Origin of the sequence: Nocardia sp. NPDC052001 (assembly GCF_040680615.1) — a bacterium.
GTDB lineage: Bacteria > Actinomycetota > Actinomycetes > Mycobacteriales > Mycobacteriaceae > Nocardia.
Genome location: NZ_JBFAXC010000012.1, coordinates 124,767 through 142,496 on the forward strand (window position 1 = coordinate 124,767; position 17,730 = coordinate 142,496).

Below are 17,730 nucleotides of genomic sequence, written 5' to 3' on the forward strand. Positions count from 1 at the left end.
AGGAGTCACCCATGAATACCCGTTTCCCCCTCAAACGCAACCGGTCCACCGCACCCCGCCATCCCGTCGACACCGTCCCGCCGATCCGGCACCTGATCCCCCTCGCCCTGCAACATGTGATCGTCGCCTACTCCGGCATGGTCACCGTGCCGCTGGTCATCGGTGCGGGCCTGGGTCTGTCCCCTGCCCAGGTCACCACGCTGGTCACCGCGAACGTGCTGGTCAGCGGTGTCGCGACACTGCTGCAAACGATCGGGATTTTCAATGTCGGTGTGCGACTGCCCATTGTGATGGGCTCCACCTTCACCGGCATCACACCCGCCATCATCGTCGGCAACAACGCGGGACTGCCCGCCGTCTTCGGGGCGACCATCGTGGTCGGCGTTCTCACCTGGATCGTCGCACCGTGGTTCGCCAAACTGGCGCGCTACTTTCCGCCCATCGTGACCGGCACGACCATCGCGATCATCGGATTCTCGCTGCTGCCGTCGACCTCACGACTGATCTCGGGGCCGATGACGGCCGCGGATCACGGTGCGCCCAAACGACTTCTGCTCGCGCTAGGCACCGTCGTACTCGTCGTGGTGATCGAACGGCTCGCCCGCCCCGCCATCGGCCGCTTCGCCATTCTCATCGCACTCGGGGTGGGCACGCTGGCGGCATGGCCACTGGGCCTCACCGATTTCTCCGCCACCTCCGCCGCGCCGATTTTCGGTCTGGCACATCCCTTTTCGTTCGGCGCGCCGGTCTTCGTGGTGGCCGCCATCCTGCCCATGCTGGTGGTGCAGGTGGTGAATATGGTCGAGTCGACCGGCGATACCTTCGCGACCGGGGAGATCGTGGGACGTGAGCTCGGACCGCGTGATATCGCCCGGGCACTGCGCGCCGACGGACTCGGCACGGCACTGGCCGGGGTGTTCAGCTCCTTCACATTCGTCACCTTCGGCGGGAATGTCGGGTTGGTCAGCATCACCCGGGTGATGAGCCGCTATGTCGTCGCCGGGGCCGGGGTGATCCTGGTGATCATCGGATTGATGCCCAAGCTCGGTGCGGTAGTGGCCTCGCTGCCGGGGCCGGTGCTCGGCGGTATCGGAATAGTCATGTTCGGCACCCTCGGCGCGATCGGTGTGAAGTTCATGCTCGCAGCGGATTTCAGTCGGCCGCGCAATCATCTGATCGTCGCCATCGCCTTCGGTTTCGGCCTCATGCCGGTGGGTGCGCCCGACTTCTACAGTCATCTGCCGGTACCCATGCAGACCGTACTGTCGAGCGGAATCGCGGCCGGGGGTATCGCGGCGTTCCTGCTGAACCTGCTGCTCAACGGTGTCGGCGGGGAAGATTCGCAAGACGCGGAATCGCCGGTGCGCGAGGACATCGCAACGGAAGCGGAGCAGGACACCGCTACCGATGGGCGGCCTGCGGTGGACGAATCCGTTCGGTCCCATCCGCGACCGGCGATCTGAGCACGTCATGGCATTGGAACAGCCCGAACGCGACGTACCCGAACGGGATACGGCGAAGATCAGCGGCAATATCCACGCGGTAGATCAACGACCGCCGTTCTGGCACATGGTCTTACTCGGCCTCCAGCACACCCTGGTGATGTACGCGGGTGCGGTCGTGGTCCCCATTGTCGTCGGCGCGGCGCTCGGCCTGACCGGCGCGCAGATCGCGGACCTGATCAGCATCGACCTGATCCTCGCCGGAGTGGGCACCCTCATCCAGGCGGCGGGGGTGTGGAAGTTCGGCATTCGCATGCCGCTGGTGGTGGGAGCCGCCTCCAGCGGAATCGTGCCGATGGTCCTGGTCGGCCAAAGTCATGGGCTGCCAACGGTTTACGGTTCACTGTTGATCGCGGGCCTGATCTGGGTGCTGGCCGCACCGTATTTCAGCCTGTTGCTGCGACTGTTTCCCGCCGTGGTGACCGGCACGGTGATCACCCTGATCGGGCTGACTCTCATTCCGGTCGGTATCCGGCTCATCGCCGGTTCCGATCCGAGCTCGCGCGACTACGGGCGGCTCAGCCATATCGGCCTCGCGGCGGGCACCGTGGCATTGATGGTGGTGTTCCGGCGGCTGCTTCGCGGACTGCTCGGACAGTTGTCGATCCTGCTGGCGCTGGTGGTCGGCGCGATCATCGGCTGGTCGGTCGGAATCGGTTCGCTGTCCCGGGTCGCACACGGACCCATCATCGGAATCATCGGGCCGATGCATTTCGGCGCGCTGCGCTTCGATATTCCGTCGATCCTGCTGTTTCTGGTGATCGTGTTCGTGCTGATGGTCGAGGGTTCGGGGCAGGGGTTGGCGGTCGGAGAGGTGGTCGGCAAACCGGTCGGGCCCGACGATATCGCGCGGCTGCTGCGCGTGGACGGGCTGATGACGCTGTGCAGCGGATTCTTCAATGGGTTCCTGTACACCACATTCGGTCAGAACATCGGTCTCATCGCACTGACCAAGGTGCGCAGTCGCTATCCGGTGATCGTCGTGGGCGTGCTGTTGATCCTGTTCGGGGTGTTCCAGCCGATCGGGCGGGTGGCCGCGGCCATTCCGGAACCGGTGATCGGCGCGGCCGCCATCGTGACCTTCGGCGCGCTGACCGTCTCCGGTATCCAGATTCTGTCGCGGGTGGATTTCGACCGATCCGGCAATCTGACCATCGTCATGCTGTCGCTGGGGGTCGGGCTGGTGCCCGCGTTCGCGCCGAACTTCTACAGGCAGCTACCCGATTTCGCCGAAATGTTCTGCAAGAGCGGCGTCGCGACGGGAACCATCCTCGCGATCGGGCTCAACGCGCTGTTCCATTCCCCCGAGAAAGAGCGTCATGTCTGCTGAATATCGTGATGGCGGATTCGCCCCCGCCAGGCCACGACTCATCGTGGGCGTCACCGGTGCGAGCGCACCCCAGCTGGCCATCCATCTGCTGACCGCATTGCGCCGATTGCGGGTCGTGGAAACACATTTGGTGATTTCGCGGGCGGCCCATCGCACCCTCGAACTCGAAACAGGTCTGCGGCCGGAGGAGCTCGGCGCACTCGCCGACGTGACGCATCAGCGCGGCGATATTGCCGCCTCCATCGCCTCCGGGTCATTTCTCACCATGGGCATGGTGGTGGTGCCGTGTTCGATGAAGACGCTGGCGGGTATCGCGCACGGCTACTCCGATGATCTGCTGAGCCGAGCGGCCGATGTCTGTCTCAAGGAGCGCCGCCGCCTGGTGCTGGTGACCCGCGAAACCCCTTTGAGCCTGGTGCATTTGCGCAATATGACCGCCGTGACCGAGGCCGGGGCGATCGTCCTGCCACCTGTGCCCGCGTTCTATCAGCGGCCCGATTCGATCGAGGCGTTGCTCGCGCATCTGAGCGGGAAGATCCTCGACCAGTTCGGCATCGAGCATGACCTGTTTCCCCGCTGGCAGGGTCCGCTGCCCGCCGACCGACTGACCGGAGCCGCCCGATGACCTACGAAGCCCTTGCCCCGCAACAGGATTCACACGCCTTCGTCGACCGCTATCGGGCCGAGCATCCCGAGGACGTATTGGTGATCGACGATGTCGTGGCCGCCGATCAGGGCGTGACAGGATTGATCTACGAACTCGCCGCGCGCGGCCGCGAGGACATGCTGTTGTGCCGCAAGGTGAATGGCATCGAGGTGCCGGTGGTGAGCAATATGTTCGCCTCCCGCACCCGCATCGCGCGAATGCTCGGAACTCGTCCGGAGCAGTTGCACGAAACGTTCGCCGCACGCGCGGCCGCGCCGGTGCCACCCCGATACGTCGATTCCGGACCGATCCTCGAGGATGTCCGCTCCGGCGCGGAGGTCGACCTGGGTTCGCTGCCGATGTTGCGCCACTTCGCCTCCGACCGCGCGCCGTACATCACCAGCGGCGTCATCGTCGCCACCGATCCGGACACCGGCGTGGGAAATATGAGCTATCACCGGGCCATGGTGCATTCGCCGACTGAACTGGCGACGAGCCTGCATTCGCGGGGCGATCTGTGGAGAATGCTGGCACGTTATGCCGAACGCGGTGAGCCGATGCCGGTGGCCATGGTGATCGGCGGGCATCCGCTGTTCATGCTCGCCGCGTCCGCGCGGGTGGGGTACGACGTCGATGAGCGGGCGGTCGCGGGCGGATTGTTCGGCGAACCGCTCGATGTGGTGGCGACCCCCGCCTACGGTATCGGCGTTCCGGCGTGGTCGGATTTCGTCCTCGAAGGCGTGATCGATCCCGCCGCGCACGCGCAGGAGGGGCCCTTCGGCGAGTTCTCCGGCTACTCGTCCAACCGCTCCACCAACAATGTGCTGCGGGTCGAAACCATCCTGCGGCGACGGCAGCCGATGCTGTTCGACGTCGAAGGCGGCAATACCGCCGAGCATCTGAATCTCGCTCGCGTGCCGCGGGAATCGGAGATGGCGGAGAAACTCAAGGCGCGTTTTCCGGATGTGACCGCGGTGCACTATCCGACCTCGGGCACGCACTTCCACTGCTATGTGGCGGTGCGCCAGTCCCGTCCGGGGCAGGCCCGGCAGATCATGCTCGGACTGCTGGGCTGGGATCCGTATCTCAAGACCGTCATCGCGGTCGACAGCGATATCGACCTCACCGATGACGCGGCGGTGCTGTGGGCGCTGGCCACGCATTTCCAGCCGCATCGCGACATTCTCACCGTGGACGGGCTGCCCGGATCTCCGCTGGATCCGTCCTCCACCAGCGACGGCACCACCTCGCGCATGGGCTTGGACGCCACCCGCGGACCCGAATTCGAGGGCAGGCGCATCGAGATCTCCGATGACGCGATGTCCCGTGCGCGCACCCTCCTCACCACCCTCACGACAGGAGCGAATCATGGCTGAGCACAACAAGATCCCGGTGACTGTCCTGACCGGATTCCTCGGATCCGGTAAGACGACGCTGGTCAATCACATTCTGACCGCCCAGCACGGGCATCGAATCGCGGTGATCGAGAACGAGTTCGGGGAGATCCCGATCGACAACGATCTCGTGCTCAACGCCGACGAGAAGATCATCGAGATGAGCAACGGCTGCTGCCTGTGCTGCACCGCGCGCACCGATCTGATCGAGATCCTGCGCTCACTGCTCGAACGCAGCGACCGCTTCGATCGCATTCTCATCGAGACCAGCGGGCTCGCCGACCCCAATCCGGTGGCGCAGACCTTCTTCGTGGATGAGGAGATCACCGCGAACTTCACCCTGGACGCCATCGTCACACTGGTGGACGCCAAGCACATTCGCGGCCACCTCGCCGAAACCGGCCACGACGGACTGGGATCCACGGTCGTCGATCAGATCGCCTTCGCCGACCGCATCGTGATCAACAAGGTCGACCTGGTCGACGCCCCCGAACTGGCGGCGGTCGAACGCGAGGTGCGCGCCATCAACGCCACCGCCGACATCATCGCCTCCCGCTACGCGGACGTGAATCTGGCCGATGTACTCGGCATCTCGGCCTTCGACCTCTCGCGCCCCATGTCAGGTGATCCACACTGGCTCGAAGACGATGGGCACCAGCACGATCCAACCCTCACCTCGGTCGGTATCGAACTGGACGGAGCCCTCGACCAGCACGCGCTCCAGCAGTGGCTGACCGCGCACCTGCGCGAGCACGGCGCCCAGGTCTACCGCATGAAAGGGCTGTTCGCGGTCGAGCAGGACCCGCGCCGCTTCGTATTGCAGGGCGTGCACGAGGTATTCGAACTCCGCCCCTCGACCCCATGGCTCGACCAGGACCGCACCGGCAAAGTGGTCTTCATCGGCCGCGATCTCGACCGCGCCGAACTCACCCGCGGATTGCTCTCCTGCATGGCGGATCGAGCGCTGACACCAAACGCGCGGTGACGCCCGACCGGCCGCCGGTGCGTGCTCGGCCGCCGACGGTGGGCAATGCGTCATCGGATCGACTACGATGCGGCGCGCATCGGCACCACACTCCGAGATCGGCACGGCCGGAATAACGCGGGGAGTGGTTTGCCCCGGATATGCTGGCCGTATCGACTCACCGCAGAGGTTCGAGACGTCCGTTGGCAGCGAGCGAGTCGCCGCCGACTTCAGGGGTGATCTGGGCGACTCGCATGCGGGGGCGGGCAGGCGGGCGGGGGCGTGGCTTTCCTTCGCGGGTTGTCTGATCGCGGTCTTCATGCAGATGATCGACGGGACGATCGTCACTACCGCGCTGCCCAGCATCACCGCGGATTTGGCGGTGTCGCGCCAGGCACAGCTGTTGGTGGTGTCGGGGTATTCGCTGGCGTTCGCGTGCACGCTGCTCACCGCGGCACGCATCGGCGAGCTGGTGGGGCGGCGTGTCATGTTCCTGGCCTCGGTGGTGGTGTTCACCGCGGCCTCGGTGTGGTGCGGAATGTCAGGCAGTGCGGGAGAACTCGTCGCGGCACGGGTTGTGCAGGGCGGTGCGGCGGCGGGAATGACCGCGCAGACCATCGCCATCGTTGCGGCTGCCTTCCCTCGTGACAGGCATCAGCAGGTGTTCGCCATCTACGGCGCGGTGGCCGGATTCGCCGGAATGGTGGGGCCCATTCTCGGCGGGGCGCTGGTCATGGCCGATCTGTTCGGGCTGGGCTGGCATTCGGTGTTCCTGATCAACCTGCCGCTCGGACTGGCCGCCCTGGCACTGGCCCTGCGGTATCTGCGCCTGGGCCGACCGGAACATCGCGAGCGGCTCGATCCCGCCGGAGCGCTGCTGTCCACGGTCAGCCTGTTCGCACTCCTGTACGCGCTCACCGATATCCAGCAGAACGGCTGGCGGCCGATACCGTTGGCGATGATCGCCGGGGCCGCGATTTGCGCAGCGGTATTCCTCGCGCAGCAGCGGCGCGAGGCACGGCGTGGACGCAGCCCGATGGTGCGGTTCGATCTGTTCGCCGACCGCCGGTTCGCCATCGGATCCGCACTGGTGACCGCGTTTTTCGGCATGTTCACCGCCTTCGTCTTCGCGGTCTCCATCACCCTGCAGGATGAACTCGGCTTCTCCGCCTGGCGCACAGGTCTTTTGATGACCCCCTTCGCGGTGGGCGCCTGCGCGGGCGCGCTGGCTTCCCCGATCCTGGTGCGACGCTGGGGAGTTCGCACGCTGGCTGTAGCGATCACCGGATACGGCATTTGCGTCGCGATAGGCGCGATCTATCTGAGGGTGAGCGCGGGTGTTGTTTCGGTGCCCCTGGTGATCGGCCCGGTTCTGCTGGCGGGTCTGTGCGTCGGAATGTTCTGTGTACCACTGCAACCGATCATGCTGTCGGGACTGGCGCAGCGGCAGCTGGACGCCGCCTCGGGCTTGGTACCGACCATCGAGCAGCTCGGCAACGCACTGGGCCTGGCATTGCTCAGCGCGGTGTTCTTCCGTGCGCACACCCTGACCGGAAGCGTCACCATGTTCAGCGCGATCGCGGTGGTGGCGCTGGCCATGGGCGTGCTCACGCTCGCACTACCCGAACCCGTGACTCGCGAGAACGCCGTCTAGACCCCGAGCGCACTGGCGAACATGGGCCAGGAGTCGTGCACGTCATCCTGCCAATATGGCCACGCATGGGTACCGGACCGGAATACGACCTGAGCCGGAATACCCTGTGCGGCAAGCCGATCGGTCAGTGCGGCGGTACATCCGCGCACAACGGATTCCATCGTGCCGCCCACCAGCATGCGATCGGCCAGTCGTGCGGCATCACCGCCGATCGACGGATCCGCAAGCGTGTCATGCACTCCGGCCGCGCCGTCTCCGGCCGAAATATACAGTGCCACACCGCGTAACCGGTCCGCGTTCACAATCGGATCGTGTGCGGCCCAGGCCGGATTGCCCGGTGCGCCCCACATATTGGACGCGCTCGCACCGAACGGCTGCAATTGGGAGTACACGTACGCGGTCGACACCGGATCACTGGTGCGCGGGCAGCCGCTGTAGGAACCCACGGCCTGATATTTGCCCGGCGCCTCGATGGCCAGGTTCAGCGCCGAGGTCGCCGACATCGACGTTCCGGCAACGGCATTGCGGCCGGTCATGCCGAAGTGGTTCTCCAGCAACGGTGGCAGCTCATCGATCAGGAAGGTGGACCACCGGTTGCGCCCGAGCGCAGGATCGTCGGCCACCCAGTCGGTGTAGTAGGAGGCGCGCCCGCCGATCGGCTGAATCACATTGACCGGTTTATCGGCGAAGAACTGAGCGATATCGGTGCGGTTGGTCCACGGCCCGCCACTCTCGCCGCCGTCGACCGCGTTGAGCAGATAGAGCGCGGGCGCGGGACCATCGGGGTGCGATACCCAGACCGGTATCGCCCTGTTCATGGCGGCCGAGAAGACCATGACTTCGAATTGCCGGCCACCGAGCGGGCGTACCTCCAGAATCGAGGAGCCCGGATCGGCGTGCCCGGGTATTGGCAATAGGGCAGCGAATGCGGCGATGACCACGAGAGAACAGCGCAGGATTCGGTGCATGATTCCAGTATCAGCCGGTAAGGGCCGGATCCACGTGTTTCACCGAGCGTGTTCGTCGATGGAATGCACTCGCAGAGCGGTTATCTCATCCGCTTCGGACCCGCAGACGAGCATTCTCTCGGCAATCGACCATCGCAGTGCGCGGGGCAGGTCCGGCGCCAGCTGGGTGAAATACGAGTACAGCCACTCTGTGCGAGAGACCAGGAAGGGATAGTCGGTACTCATCATCGGACGCAGCACCAGCATCGGCACCGGCGCGTCGAGCGGATGGAAGTCGCGATTCCACAGTCCCGGCACCGTGCAGCCCGGATAGAACTGCCCCAGCATCAGCCCATCGGCCACCGCCTCCGACTTGCGGGCCAGATGCACCGCGTCGATCAGTTCGTATCGCGTCAACCCCGGAAAAGTCGTTACCAGCGTGGAACGTCGTGCCTCCCCGGGGTTCTCCCGCACAAGCCGTCGATACACCTCGAACGCGTCGTCGATCGCCAGGCACATCCGGTCCTGCCGCAACGCATCGCCTCCGGGCACGGATCCGGCCCAGACGAGCCGATGTGCGGCGCTGTAGCGCACGAACGGGCATACCGGTCCCGGACGCCCCAGCTCCGGATGCGGGCGCGGCAGGTGTTCGGTCATCCACCGCAGCAATGCCGCGGCCTCGGGCCCTTGCCGTTCCCACTGTCCGGGGTCCGCGTACACATTCCACCAGCGCACCCCCGAGCGCGGCCCGATCCTCATCGGCCGTCGCCTGCTTCCAGGTGTGCGGCGAGCAGCGGGCCGATGATCGGAACCACGTCGGCATTGCAGAACTGGGCGTGGGTGGTGGCGACCGGATGCTCGATGAGCGTGCCTTCGACATGTGGCTTCCACATATCCGCGCCGAGCGATTCGGTCACGCCGCGAGTCGCCGAGAAGTAGAGCAGATCGCCGCCGAATACGCCGGGGCGGCACCCATGCGAGAGGCGAACCCCTTCGACATAGCCGCGATGCAGGCGAGTCAGCTGTTCGGCCGTCAGCCCGGTGCCGAACGAGGCCGGGGCAGCGGCCAATTCGGCGACGGCCTGCTCGGCGGTGAGGTCCGGGAGGTCATCACCATTGTCGGGTTCGTCCCCGAGTAGATGAGTCAGCAGATCACGCATGCGCGGCAGTGGGGGCGGCGGCATATCGTCGGGGAAGACGATGCTGTCGAGCATGGCCAGTGTGGCGACCTCCGCACCGCGTTCGGCCAGTCGAATGGCGATGGCATGCGCGATCTGCCCGCCCAGTGACCAGCCGAGCAGATGGTAGGGGCCCGTGGGCCGCACCCGCAGGATCTCCTGGACGTAGCCGTCCGCGAGGTCGTCGATGGTGGCCCCCGCGCGGGGTTCGCCCTCGAGCGTCAAGGCTTGCAGACCGTATACGGGGCGGTCGTCGAGCTGCTGCGTCAATGCGGCATAGCACCAGGCCAGCGGGACCGCCGAATGCACACAGAACAGCGGCGGGCGGGATCCATTGCGGCGCAATGCGAGAACGACGCCGAGCGCGTCATCGGTGGCGGTTCCGCCGACGTGCCCGGCCAGCCGTGCGGCCAGCTCCCGCACGGTCGGAGCCGTGTAGAGCCAGCGCACCGTCACCGGAAGCCCGGTGGCCGCGGCCAGCTCGGCCGAAAGCGCCACGCCCGTCAGCGAATTGCCGCCGATCTCGAAGAAATCGTCATCGAGGCCCACCCGATCGGTCTCGGTGATCTGCGCGAAGTGGTCGGCGACGAGGTGTTGCAGATCCGACTCCGGCGCACGGTAGGGCCGGCGTACAGGGGACGGCACCGGGAGTGCGGAGCGGTCGATCTTGCCGTGTGCGGTGACCGGGAGCCGGTCCATCTCGACGAGTTGGGCCGGCATGAGCGCGGCGGGCAACAGCTCACGCAGGCGCGCTGTCATATCGGCGTGGTCGAGTCGATCCTTTTGCGCCGCAACGATATATCCGATCAGGCGGATGCCGCCGGGTCCCTCATGTGCGGTAACGACGGCGTGTGCGACCTCCGGCAGCGTCGTCAGCGCGGCTTCGACCTCGGCCGGTTCGGCGCGACGCCCGCGAACGCTGAGCTGGTCGTCGGCGCGCCCGAGGAAATCCAGGGTGCCGTCCAGTGCCGAGTGCACCAGATCGCCTGTGCGATAGACGCGTTCGCCGGTACCGGACGGGTCGGCGACGAAGCGTTCGGCCGTGGCGACCGGCCGCCCGAGGTAGCCCCGCGCCACGCCCGGGCCACCCAGATACAACTCGCCCGCGCCGCACGGAGGCACCTGACGCAATCGGTGGTCGAGAATCAGCGCCCGCACGCCGGGCAGCGCCGGGCCGATGGACACCGGACCCGCAGCGGTCAGAGCCGCCGATTGTGTTGCCATCACGGTGGTTTCGGTCGGACCGTAGCCATTGAAGAGCCGCAGCGCGGAGCCCCAGCGCCGGACCAGATCCGCCGGACAGGATTCGCCGCCCACCACCGCGACCCGCAGCGACGGCACCCGCTCCGGAGTGAGCGTGGCCAGTACCGCGGGGGTGGTGAGGAAGTGGGTGATCGCCGCCTCGTTCAACAGCTCGGCCAGCGGGGCACCCGCCACGACCGACGGCGGTTCGACGATCAGGGTGGCCCCGGCCGCGAACGCCGCCAGCAATTCCAGCAGGTGCGCGTCGAAGGACGGCGCATGCGCGTGCAGAACACGCGAATCCCGCTCTACCCCATAGTGTTCGACTATGTAGTCGGTGAGCGGCCCGAGTCCGCGATGGGTCACGGCCACCCCCTTCGGGGTGCCGGTGGTACCCGAGGTGTAGATGAGGTATGCCGGATGGTCCGGTCGCAGCGGGTGAATCCGCTCGGAGTCCCGGATCGGGGTACCCGACCGGCGCCGAATTCGCGCACAGGTGTCCGGGTCGTCCATCGCCAGCCACTGCGGTCCCACGGGGAGCGCGTCGCGGACGGACACCACCGTCAGCCCTTGGCGCGCACCGGAATCCGCCGCGACAACGCCCAGTCGATGCGCCGGGTCGGCCGGGTCGACCGGGACGAAGGTGGCGCCCGTCTTGGCCACCGCCCACACCGCCAGCACCGATTCGGCCGAACGCGGTACCGCGACCAGGACAGCGGTGCCCGGCCCCGCACCCATGTCGATCAGCTCGCGCGCCCACCGTGAGGACATCTCGTCCAGCTCGCGATAGGACCATGAGCGGGAACCATCCTGTAGCGCAATATCTTCGGCGAACGCCTCGAGATCCGACCCGCTCAGCCTGCCGCGGAGCAGATCCGGAAGCAGTCGATCGGCACCCGGTGCGGGCGGGGCCGCTCGGAAGACACCCGGCTCCAAGCTCCGGACCGGCCGTCCGGGATCGGCGAGGAATCCATCGAAGTAGGCCAGGAACCGTTCATGCAGCGCCTGCACCGAGTCCGCGGAGTACAGCTCCGAATTGGCCTGCATGCCAATGGTGATCGCATCATCGTCCGGCCCCAGCTGATAGCCGTTGACCAGTAGGTCCTCCACCGGCCCCAATGCCAGCAGCTGCACCTGCGCGGTGAGCGGTCCCATATTCAGCGGTGCGACGGCCCCAAGCATGTTCACCACGGGGCCGAAACCACCTCGCACGGTATGACTTTCACCGCGATCGCGCTGAATGTCCTCGTATCGGTACCGCTGATGCCGCAAGGCCCCGACCACGCGGGCGCGCACCTGCTCCACCACACCCGCTGCCGTACCGTCACGAAACTCCCGCAGCCGCAGTGGAACAACATTCGACACCGATCCGGCCGAGCGGCGCAGCGCAGCCGTCGGGCGCGCCGCCACCGGCAGGGACAGCACGATATCCTCGGCGTCGGTCAGTGCGGCCAGATAGCACGCGAATGCCGCGATGGTCAGCTCCGGCAGCGTGTATCCCCGCTGCCGCCACACCGCCATACGCTGCGCCGTATGCGGCGGTACGAGGCCCGTCACCCGATGCGGCGTGCGCGGCCGGACCGCCGACCGTCCCGCCAGCCGTACCGGTTCGGGCATCCCCGCCAACTGCTCCCGCCAGTACTCGCCATCAGCCCGTGCTCGTGCCGAATCGGAGTAGGCGCGCTCGTCCCGCAGCAGTTCGGCGATCGTCATCGGACAACCCGGCACTGTCCGTGCGGCCTCGCCGGGCTCTGCCAAACCTGTTGCGGCGGCATATAACTCGACCGTACGCCGCAGCATCACCGCGGCACCGATCCCGTCCAGCACGATATGGTGGCTGCGCAAATACAGCAGGTGATACTCCGGCGCCACTCGGAATACCGTGGCCGCGGTCGGTGAATCGGCGATCAGGTCCAGCGGCGAACCGTGATCGCGTTCCATCCGCAGCAGCGCGACCGCGACCGCATCCGCCTCGGACAGCGCGCTGAAGTCCTCGAACCCCATCGGCCCGAACGCGTCCGGATCCAGATATTGGGTGGGGTAGCCGCCGTCGATTCGGAAACGGAGCAGCGGCGACTGCACTTCCGCCGCGGCCAGCCCGGCACATTCCCCCAGCACATCCACCTGGAGCGGCCCGTGCAGCGCCAGATACATGGCGACGGTATTGGGCACCTCGGGATACAACTGCTGCGCTACCCACCAACGCAATTGCGCCGCGGACAGCGGCAGCCCGGCATCGGGGGCGGCGTAGGCAGCGTCGGCGATTTCGGTCCGCACTGCGGACCGGGATATCGAGTCTCCATCGGCCCCCGCCAAAGTACCTCCTCACGCCCCGAGCACCTTCGATCGAACCGTTCAGTCGGAACCTACTGCACTCACCCCCTCCAGGCTCGGAGGAACCGCCGTAGCGCGATCGTCTGTCCGCACGTTGCCACTACCGACGGAAATGACGACGGCAACCTGGTTTCCGCTCTCAGATCACTACGATGCTGCGCTCCTCGACGCCGCGAGTTCGGAGTGGGCACCCATCGCCCGCGTCGTCCAGCCGGTGATGGCCGAGCTGGAAGTCGGTGACTCGACACACTGTGCTGGCGCGTGAAATCGTCAATCGAATCGGGACAACTCGTTGCCGACGGCGATTCGTGGCTCTCACGGCAAACTCGCATCAAACGCGTGCTGCCACCACGGTCTTCAGGTGTCGTCCCGCTTGTTCGAGATGGCTCGGGGTCGTCGTGGTTCGAGGTCGGTCAAGAACCGGGTAGCGCGTTCCCACGTCAGTTCGGCGGCACGGCGATCGAAGTCCGGCAGAGTGTCGTCGGTGTAGAAATGCCCGGCGCCGGGATAGGTGTGGACCGTCGCTACGGCTCCGTGGCGGCGCGCACGGGCTTGCCAGGCGGTCAGCTGCTCTGCAGGTGCGAACCGGTCCGATGCCGAGATGTGCACCTGCACCGGCAGGTTTGCCCGCACGTCGGCCGGAATATCGGCATAGCCGTGCAGGAGCAGGACTGCCGCTGTAGCGGGTCGCGACGGCAGTAAGTCCTGAATCACTCCGCAGCCCATGGAAAAACCGGTCAGGACGGTCGTGGCGGGGAGCCCGGCCAGCGCGTGCGCTGCGCGCGCGACAATCGTGTCCCAACCGATGCGGTCCTTCAGCTCGAACCCCGTGTCGAGCGTCGACGCGACCTGCCCGTGGTAGAGATCAGGAACATGAACCGTGTTCCCGAGCTCGCGCAGCCGACGCCCAGCTTCCATCTCGACAGTCCGGAGACCGTAGACGGAATGGAACAGCGCGATCGTCAGCACCCTCCCATCATGGCCGCACGGCTGTGGCAGGTTTCGCTCGACACCTCGCCGCCGCCTGAGCGCACCACCGATCAGGTGTTGTCGCTGACGTATTGGTCGACTTCGAGCAGGAAGCGATCGCGTTGGGCGGTCGAAATCCACGATGCCTGGAACGAGTTCTTGGCCAACGCCACGACCTGGTCGATCGTCACGTCGCCCGACTTGGTTAGGGCCACATAGTTATCCGCGGCGTACGCACCGAAATACGATGGGTCATCGCTGTTGACCGTTACCAGGATTCCGCGGTTCAGCAGGGTGAGGATCTCTTCGGACTTGCCGCTCTGGGTGACGAACGAGTTCGACACCGGGCAGCAGGTGAACGCGATCCCCCGGGATCGAGCGAGCTCGACCAGCGCATCGTTCTCGATAATGTTGGTGCCGTGGTCGATTCGGTCCACACCGATGTCCTCCAGCGCCTGGCGGATGTGCTCGATCGAGTTGTCCTGGTCGATATCGCAGTGCATCGTGAGCAGGAAACCCTCGCGGCGAGCGCGCGCGAATACCTCCGCGAATTTGCTCGGCGGATTGCCCCGCTCATCGGAGTCGAGGCCGACTCCGATGATCCACTCCTTGTAGGGCAACGCTTCCATGAGTGTCGCCATCGCGTATTCCGCGGACTGATCGCGCAGGAAACACATGATCAGCTCGGCGGAGATGCCGAACTCCCTGCGCGCCTGCACAATTGCCGACCGGTATCCGGCGATCACGGTATCGAACCGCACCCCGCGACTGGTGTGCGCCTGCGGGTCGAAGAACATTTCGACATGCCGCACACCGTCCGCGTGCGCCCTGGTCAAGTAGGCGAAGGCCAGATCATGGAAGTCCTGCGCCTGCTGCAGCACCCGCATAGCCGGGTAGTAGACCTGCAGGAACGAGGTCAGATCGTGAAATTGGTACGTCGCTTCGACCTCGGCGACAGTGGATTCGGCCAACTCGATGCCATTGCGGCTGGCCAGCTCGAACTTCAACGCCGGTTCGAGCGTCCCTTCCAGGTGCAGATGCAGCTCGGCTTTCGGAAGCCCTCGAATGAATGCCGCGAGATCTGTTGTTGCTGTATTCATTACGACTAGCACCTTTCGGTCGGTGGATAGGACTGGTGCGATTCAGTTGCTTTCGTGCGCACGCCGTTGAATCCAGCCGCGTGAGATCAACTCGACGGTAATCGCGACCGCGACCGATTGCGCGAGCAACAGCCCCAACAGCACCAGCACCTGCACCGCCGCCGCCTGCACCGCGGAACCGCTGGCGAGCAGCACACCCACGAAAGCACCTGGCAGCGTGACCAATCCGACGGTGCGAGTCTGGTCGACACCGGGCAGCAGTGCGTCGCTGGCGGTGCGAATGACGACTTCCCACCGGGCATCCCGATCGGTGAACCCCAGACTCAGCGCGGCCTCGAACTCCCCGTGTCCGATGGTCAGCGCGTCCAGGGCACGACGGGCTGCCAGCGATGTCGCGGTCATGGCGCCGCCGAGAACGATTCCGCCAACCGGTACCACCGCAATACCTGTCATCGGAACCACCCCGCTGACCAGCATCGGCAGCAGCGCGGCGACCGCTCCCGCACTCAATGACAGCACCAGCCACGCCCCCGACCACCCCGCGTCACTGCGTCGCGCGGCCGTGACGACCGCCGCACCGAACATCACCAGCAGCACCAACAGCGAGGACCACAGATGCGCGAGCGCAACAGCCAACACCGATGCGACAGCGGCGAGTTGGACAACCGCCCGCACAGCCGCGGCGGGTGCGGTGATCACCGGGCCGAGCCGCGCGACCCGATACACCGCTGCCGCACCCGCGACCAGCACGACGCAGACGACCGCCAGTCCGACGCCCGGAGTCGCAACCGCGCTGATCTCGTGCCTCCTAACCTGATTCGGTCGAATACCAGTGAACCTCGAACCGAGCGCGAGAGGACTATCGACTCACCGGCAGCGGTCGCCCGCGGACATTCGCATCGTCACCACGCTGCCGGTAGTCCGCTGTGAACACGCTGAGAGTGAACAGCGGTCGGGGCGATGTGGACTGCATGATGGCGGATATGGTTGATGTGTCAGTACTGCTACGGCCCGCCCGGTGGGGATTGCGCGTGCGGTCGGCGGTGCTGAGTACCGCGGTGCTCGCGGTCGTGTTCGCCCTCGGCGCGCTCGCGGGCCTGTGGCTGATGTATCAATCACTGCTCGAATCGGTGGATTCCACCGCGTCGGGGCGGGCCAGTGAGTTGGCCGGGCAGCTCGCGCATCGCGCACCGGCGCAGGCCGATGAGGGTCTGTTCGCTCGGGATCGGACGATTGTCGCGGTGCAGGTGATCAACGCCGAAGGCGCTGTGGTGCGGGCGTCGTCGGAGGCTGAGATGTCGAAGCCGCTGATCACCCCGGTGCCGGACTCCTCGCCAGGTGTCGAGGTGCCCGAACTCGATGATGTGCGGGCGGCCACCCGCACCGTCTCCGGACCCGACGGCGTTTTCACGGTGCTGGTCGCGGTCAGCAATGAGGAGGCCGAGGAGACCGTCCGCAATGTCGGGCTCGTGGTGGCGGTGCTGGCTCCCCTGGTGCTATTGGCTTCCGCCACCGCGACATACGCTCTGGTCGGGCGGTCGCTGACCTCGGTGGAGGCAATCCGCCGTCAGGTCGCCGCGATCGATGCCGGACGGTTGGGGGATCGAGTTCCGGTGCCGCAGACCACCGATGAGATCGCGCAGCTGGCGGTGACGATGAACGCCATGCTCGACCGGATTCAGGAATCGGACGCGGCGCGACGCCGGTTCATCGCCGATGCCTCCCATGAGTTGCGCAGTCCGCTGGCGACTGTGATCGCGGCGCTCGAGCTGGGCCGCGACCATCCCGGGATGCTCGATGCGGAGATGATCAACGCGACCGCGCTGCCCGAGGCCGAACGAATCAAGCAGCTCGTCGAGGACATGCTCACCCTGGCCGGGGCGGATGAGAATGGAATGCGACTGGCCACGATCGATGTCGATCTCGATGATCTGGCCGCCAATACCGTTGCGATACTGCGTCACGACCATCCCGAGCTGACGGTGCAGGCGCGCTTGCAGCCCACCCGGGTCGTCGGCGACCCGAGTGCGCTGCAACGCGTGATCCGGAATCTGACCGACAATGCCGCCGCCCATGCCCGCACCGCAATCGCCGTCACGGTCGAATCCCGTTCCGGCCTCGCGCGAGTGATCGTCGACGATGACGGAACCGGCATCCCGGCCGCCGAGCGCGAACGGGTCTTCGAGCGGTTCGTCCGACTCGAGGACGATCGCGCCCGCACCTCCGGCGGCACCGGTCTCGGGTTGGCGATTGTCGCGGAAATCGTTCGCGCACATCACGGTTCGATCACCATCGACGACTCTCCGCAAGGTGGGGCCCGGCTGGTCGCCGAGCTCCCCGCCGCGCCGATCGATCGACCCGACTCCTCGGACAACTAGCCGAACCACACTGCACATCGGCGGGGGCCGGTTCGCGCCGGAAGCTTCTCAGCGTCATCACAGCGGCTGCCGAGTACGGTCACCTGCCGTGA

At 66.2% G+C, this 17,730-nt stretch carries 13 protein-coding genes; 7 read left to right on the forward strand and 6 right to left on the reverse strand.

From position 1 onward, the window contains the following. Positions 1–11: 11 nt before the first annotated feature. The 6 genes from AB0L82_RS36645 (at position 12) to AB0L82_RS36670 (ending at position 7,490) form a co-directional block, all read left to right on the forward strand. Entirely contained in the window at positions 12–1,463 is a 1,452-nt protein-coding gene (locus AB0L82_RS36645) for a nucleobase:cation symporter-2 family protein (protein ID WP_364647417.1), read from the forward strand. Between the two features lie 7 nt (positions 1,464–1,470). Then, the gene (locus AB0L82_RS36650) at positions 1,471–2,832 is read left to right on the forward strand and encodes a nucleobase:cation symporter-2 family protein (RefSeq protein ID WP_364647420.1); all 1,362 of its coding nucleotides are present in this window, start codon (positions 1,471–1,473) and stop codon (positions 2,830–2,832) included. Beyond that, positions 2,822–3,457, forward strand: coding sequence for a UbiX family flavin prenyltransferase (locus tag AB0L82_RS36655; protein ID WP_364647422.1), 636 nt, complete (start codon positions 2,822–2,824; stop codon positions 3,455–3,457). Before AB0L82_RS36650 ends, AB0L82_RS36655 begins: the two co-directional genes overlap by 11 nt. Then, complete coding sequence (locus AB0L82_RS36660) at positions 3,454–4,854, forward strand: UbiD family decarboxylase (RefSeq protein ID WP_364647425.1); 1,401 nt, start codon at positions 3,454–3,456, stop codon at positions 4,852–4,854. The genes AB0L82_RS36655 and AB0L82_RS36660 overlap by 4 nt, the downstream gene beginning before the upstream one ends. Then, positions 4,847–5,857 (forward strand): GTP-binding protein, encoded by a 1,011-nt coding sequence (locus tag AB0L82_RS36665; protein ID WP_364647428.1) that lies wholly within the window; start codon positions 4,847–4,849, stop codon positions 5,855–5,857. The genes AB0L82_RS36660 and AB0L82_RS36665 overlap by 8 nt, the downstream gene beginning before the upstream one ends. A gap of 286 nt (positions 5,858–6,143) precedes the next feature. After that, positions 6,144–7,490, forward strand: coding sequence for an MFS transporter (locus AB0L82_RS36670; RefSeq protein WP_364647570.1), 1,347 nt, complete (start codon positions 6,144–6,146; stop codon positions 7,488–7,490). On the opposite strand, the gene AB0L82_RS36675 is transcribed toward AB0L82_RS36670, so the two are convergent. The 6 genes from AB0L82_RS36675 to AB0L82_RS36700 all read right to left on the reverse strand — a co-directional run bounded on the left by AB0L82_RS36675 (position 7,487) and on the right by AB0L82_RS36700 (position 16,010). Beyond that, positions 7,487–8,458, reverse strand: coding sequence for an alpha/beta hydrolase family protein (locus AB0L82_RS36675; RefSeq protein WP_364647430.1), 972 nt, complete (start codon positions 8,456–8,458; stop codon positions 7,487–7,489). The two genes, AB0L82_RS36670 and AB0L82_RS36675, sit on opposite strands and share 4 nt — an antisense overlap. A 39-nt stretch (positions 8,459–8,497) precedes the next feature. Further along, complete coding sequence (locus AB0L82_RS36680; protein WP_364647433.1) at positions 8,498–9,196, reverse strand: DUF6875 domain-containing protein; 699 nt, start codon at positions 9,194–9,196, stop codon at positions 8,498–8,500. Beyond that, positions 9,193–13,134 carry an amino acid adenylation domain-containing protein gene (locus tag AB0L82_RS36685; RefSeq protein WP_364647436.1) on the reverse strand — a complete coding sequence of 1,314 codons (3,942 nt, stop codon included), beginning with the start codon at positions 13,132–13,134 and terminating at the stop codon, positions 9,193–9,195. The genes AB0L82_RS36680 and AB0L82_RS36685 overlap by 4 nt, the downstream gene beginning before the upstream one ends. 414 nt (positions 13,135–13,548) lie before the next feature. After that, a complete protein-coding gene (locus AB0L82_RS36690; protein ID WP_364647438.1) occupies positions 13,549–14,160 on the reverse strand; it encodes a dienelactone hydrolase family protein in 612 nt (203 codons plus the stop codon). Between the two features lie 71 nt (positions 14,161–14,231). Further along, positions 14,232–15,260, reverse strand: coding sequence for an adenosine deaminase (gene add / locus AB0L82_RS36695; RefSeq protein WP_364647440.1), 1,029 nt, complete (start codon positions 15,258–15,260; stop codon positions 14,232–14,234). A 42-nt stretch (positions 15,261–15,302) separates the two neighbouring features. After that, positions 15,303–16,010: an ABC transporter permease gene (locus AB0L82_RS36700; RefSeq protein WP_364647443.1), complete on the reverse strand. Its 708-nt coding sequence runs from the start codon at positions 16,008–16,010 to the stop codon at positions 15,303–15,305. Positions 16,011–16,243: 233 nt separating this feature from the next. On the opposite strand from AB0L82_RS36700, the gene AB0L82_RS36705 reads away from it, so the two are divergent. Beyond that, positions 16,244–17,638 carry a HAMP domain-containing sensor histidine kinase gene (locus tag AB0L82_RS36705; protein ID WP_364647446.1) on the forward strand — a complete coding sequence of 465 codons (1,395 nt, stop codon included), beginning with the start codon at positions 16,244–16,246 and terminating at the stop codon, positions 17,636–17,638. The last annotated feature ends 92 nt before the right edge of the window (positions 17,639–17,730 follow it).

What these genes read in the sequence shown, in the direction of transcription:
- AB0L82_RS36645 (WP_364647417.1), top strand. Translation starts at nt 12, where the DNA reads ATGAATACCCGTTTCCCCCTCAAACGCAACCGGTCCACCGCACCCCGC.
- AB0L82_RS36650 (WP_364647420.1), top strand. Translation starts at nt 1,471, where the DNA reads ATGGCATTGGAACAGCCCGAACGCGACGTACCCGAACGGGATACGGCG.
- AB0L82_RS36655 (WP_364647422.1), top strand. Translation starts at nt 2,822, where the DNA reads ATGTCTGCTGAATATCGTGATGGCGGATTCGCCCCCGCCAGGCCACGA.
- AB0L82_RS36660 (WP_364647425.1), top strand. Translation starts at nt 3,454, where the DNA reads ATGACCTACGAAGCCCTTGCCCCGCAACAGGATTCACACGCCTTCGTC.
- AB0L82_RS36665 (WP_364647428.1), top strand. Translation starts at nt 4,847, where the DNA reads ATGGCTGAGCACAACAAGATCCCGGTGACTGTCCTGACCGGATTCCTC.
- AB0L82_RS36675 (WP_364647430.1), bottom strand. Translation starts at nt 8,458, where the DNA reads ATGCACCGAATCCTGCGCTGTTCTCTCGTGGTCATCGCCGCATTCGCT.
- AB0L82_RS36680 (WP_364647433.1), bottom strand. Translation starts at nt 9,196, where the DNA reads ATGAGGATCGGGCCGCGCTCGGGGGTGCGCTGGTGGAATGTGTACGCG.
- add (WP_364647440.1), bottom strand. Translation starts at nt 15,260, where the DNA reads ATGAATACAGCAACAACAGATCTCGCGGCATTCATTCGAGGGCTTCCG.
- AB0L82_RS36705 (WP_364647446.1), top strand. Translation starts at nt 16,244, where the DNA reads ATGGTTGATGTGTCAGTACTGCTACGGCCCGCCCGGTGGGGATTGCGC.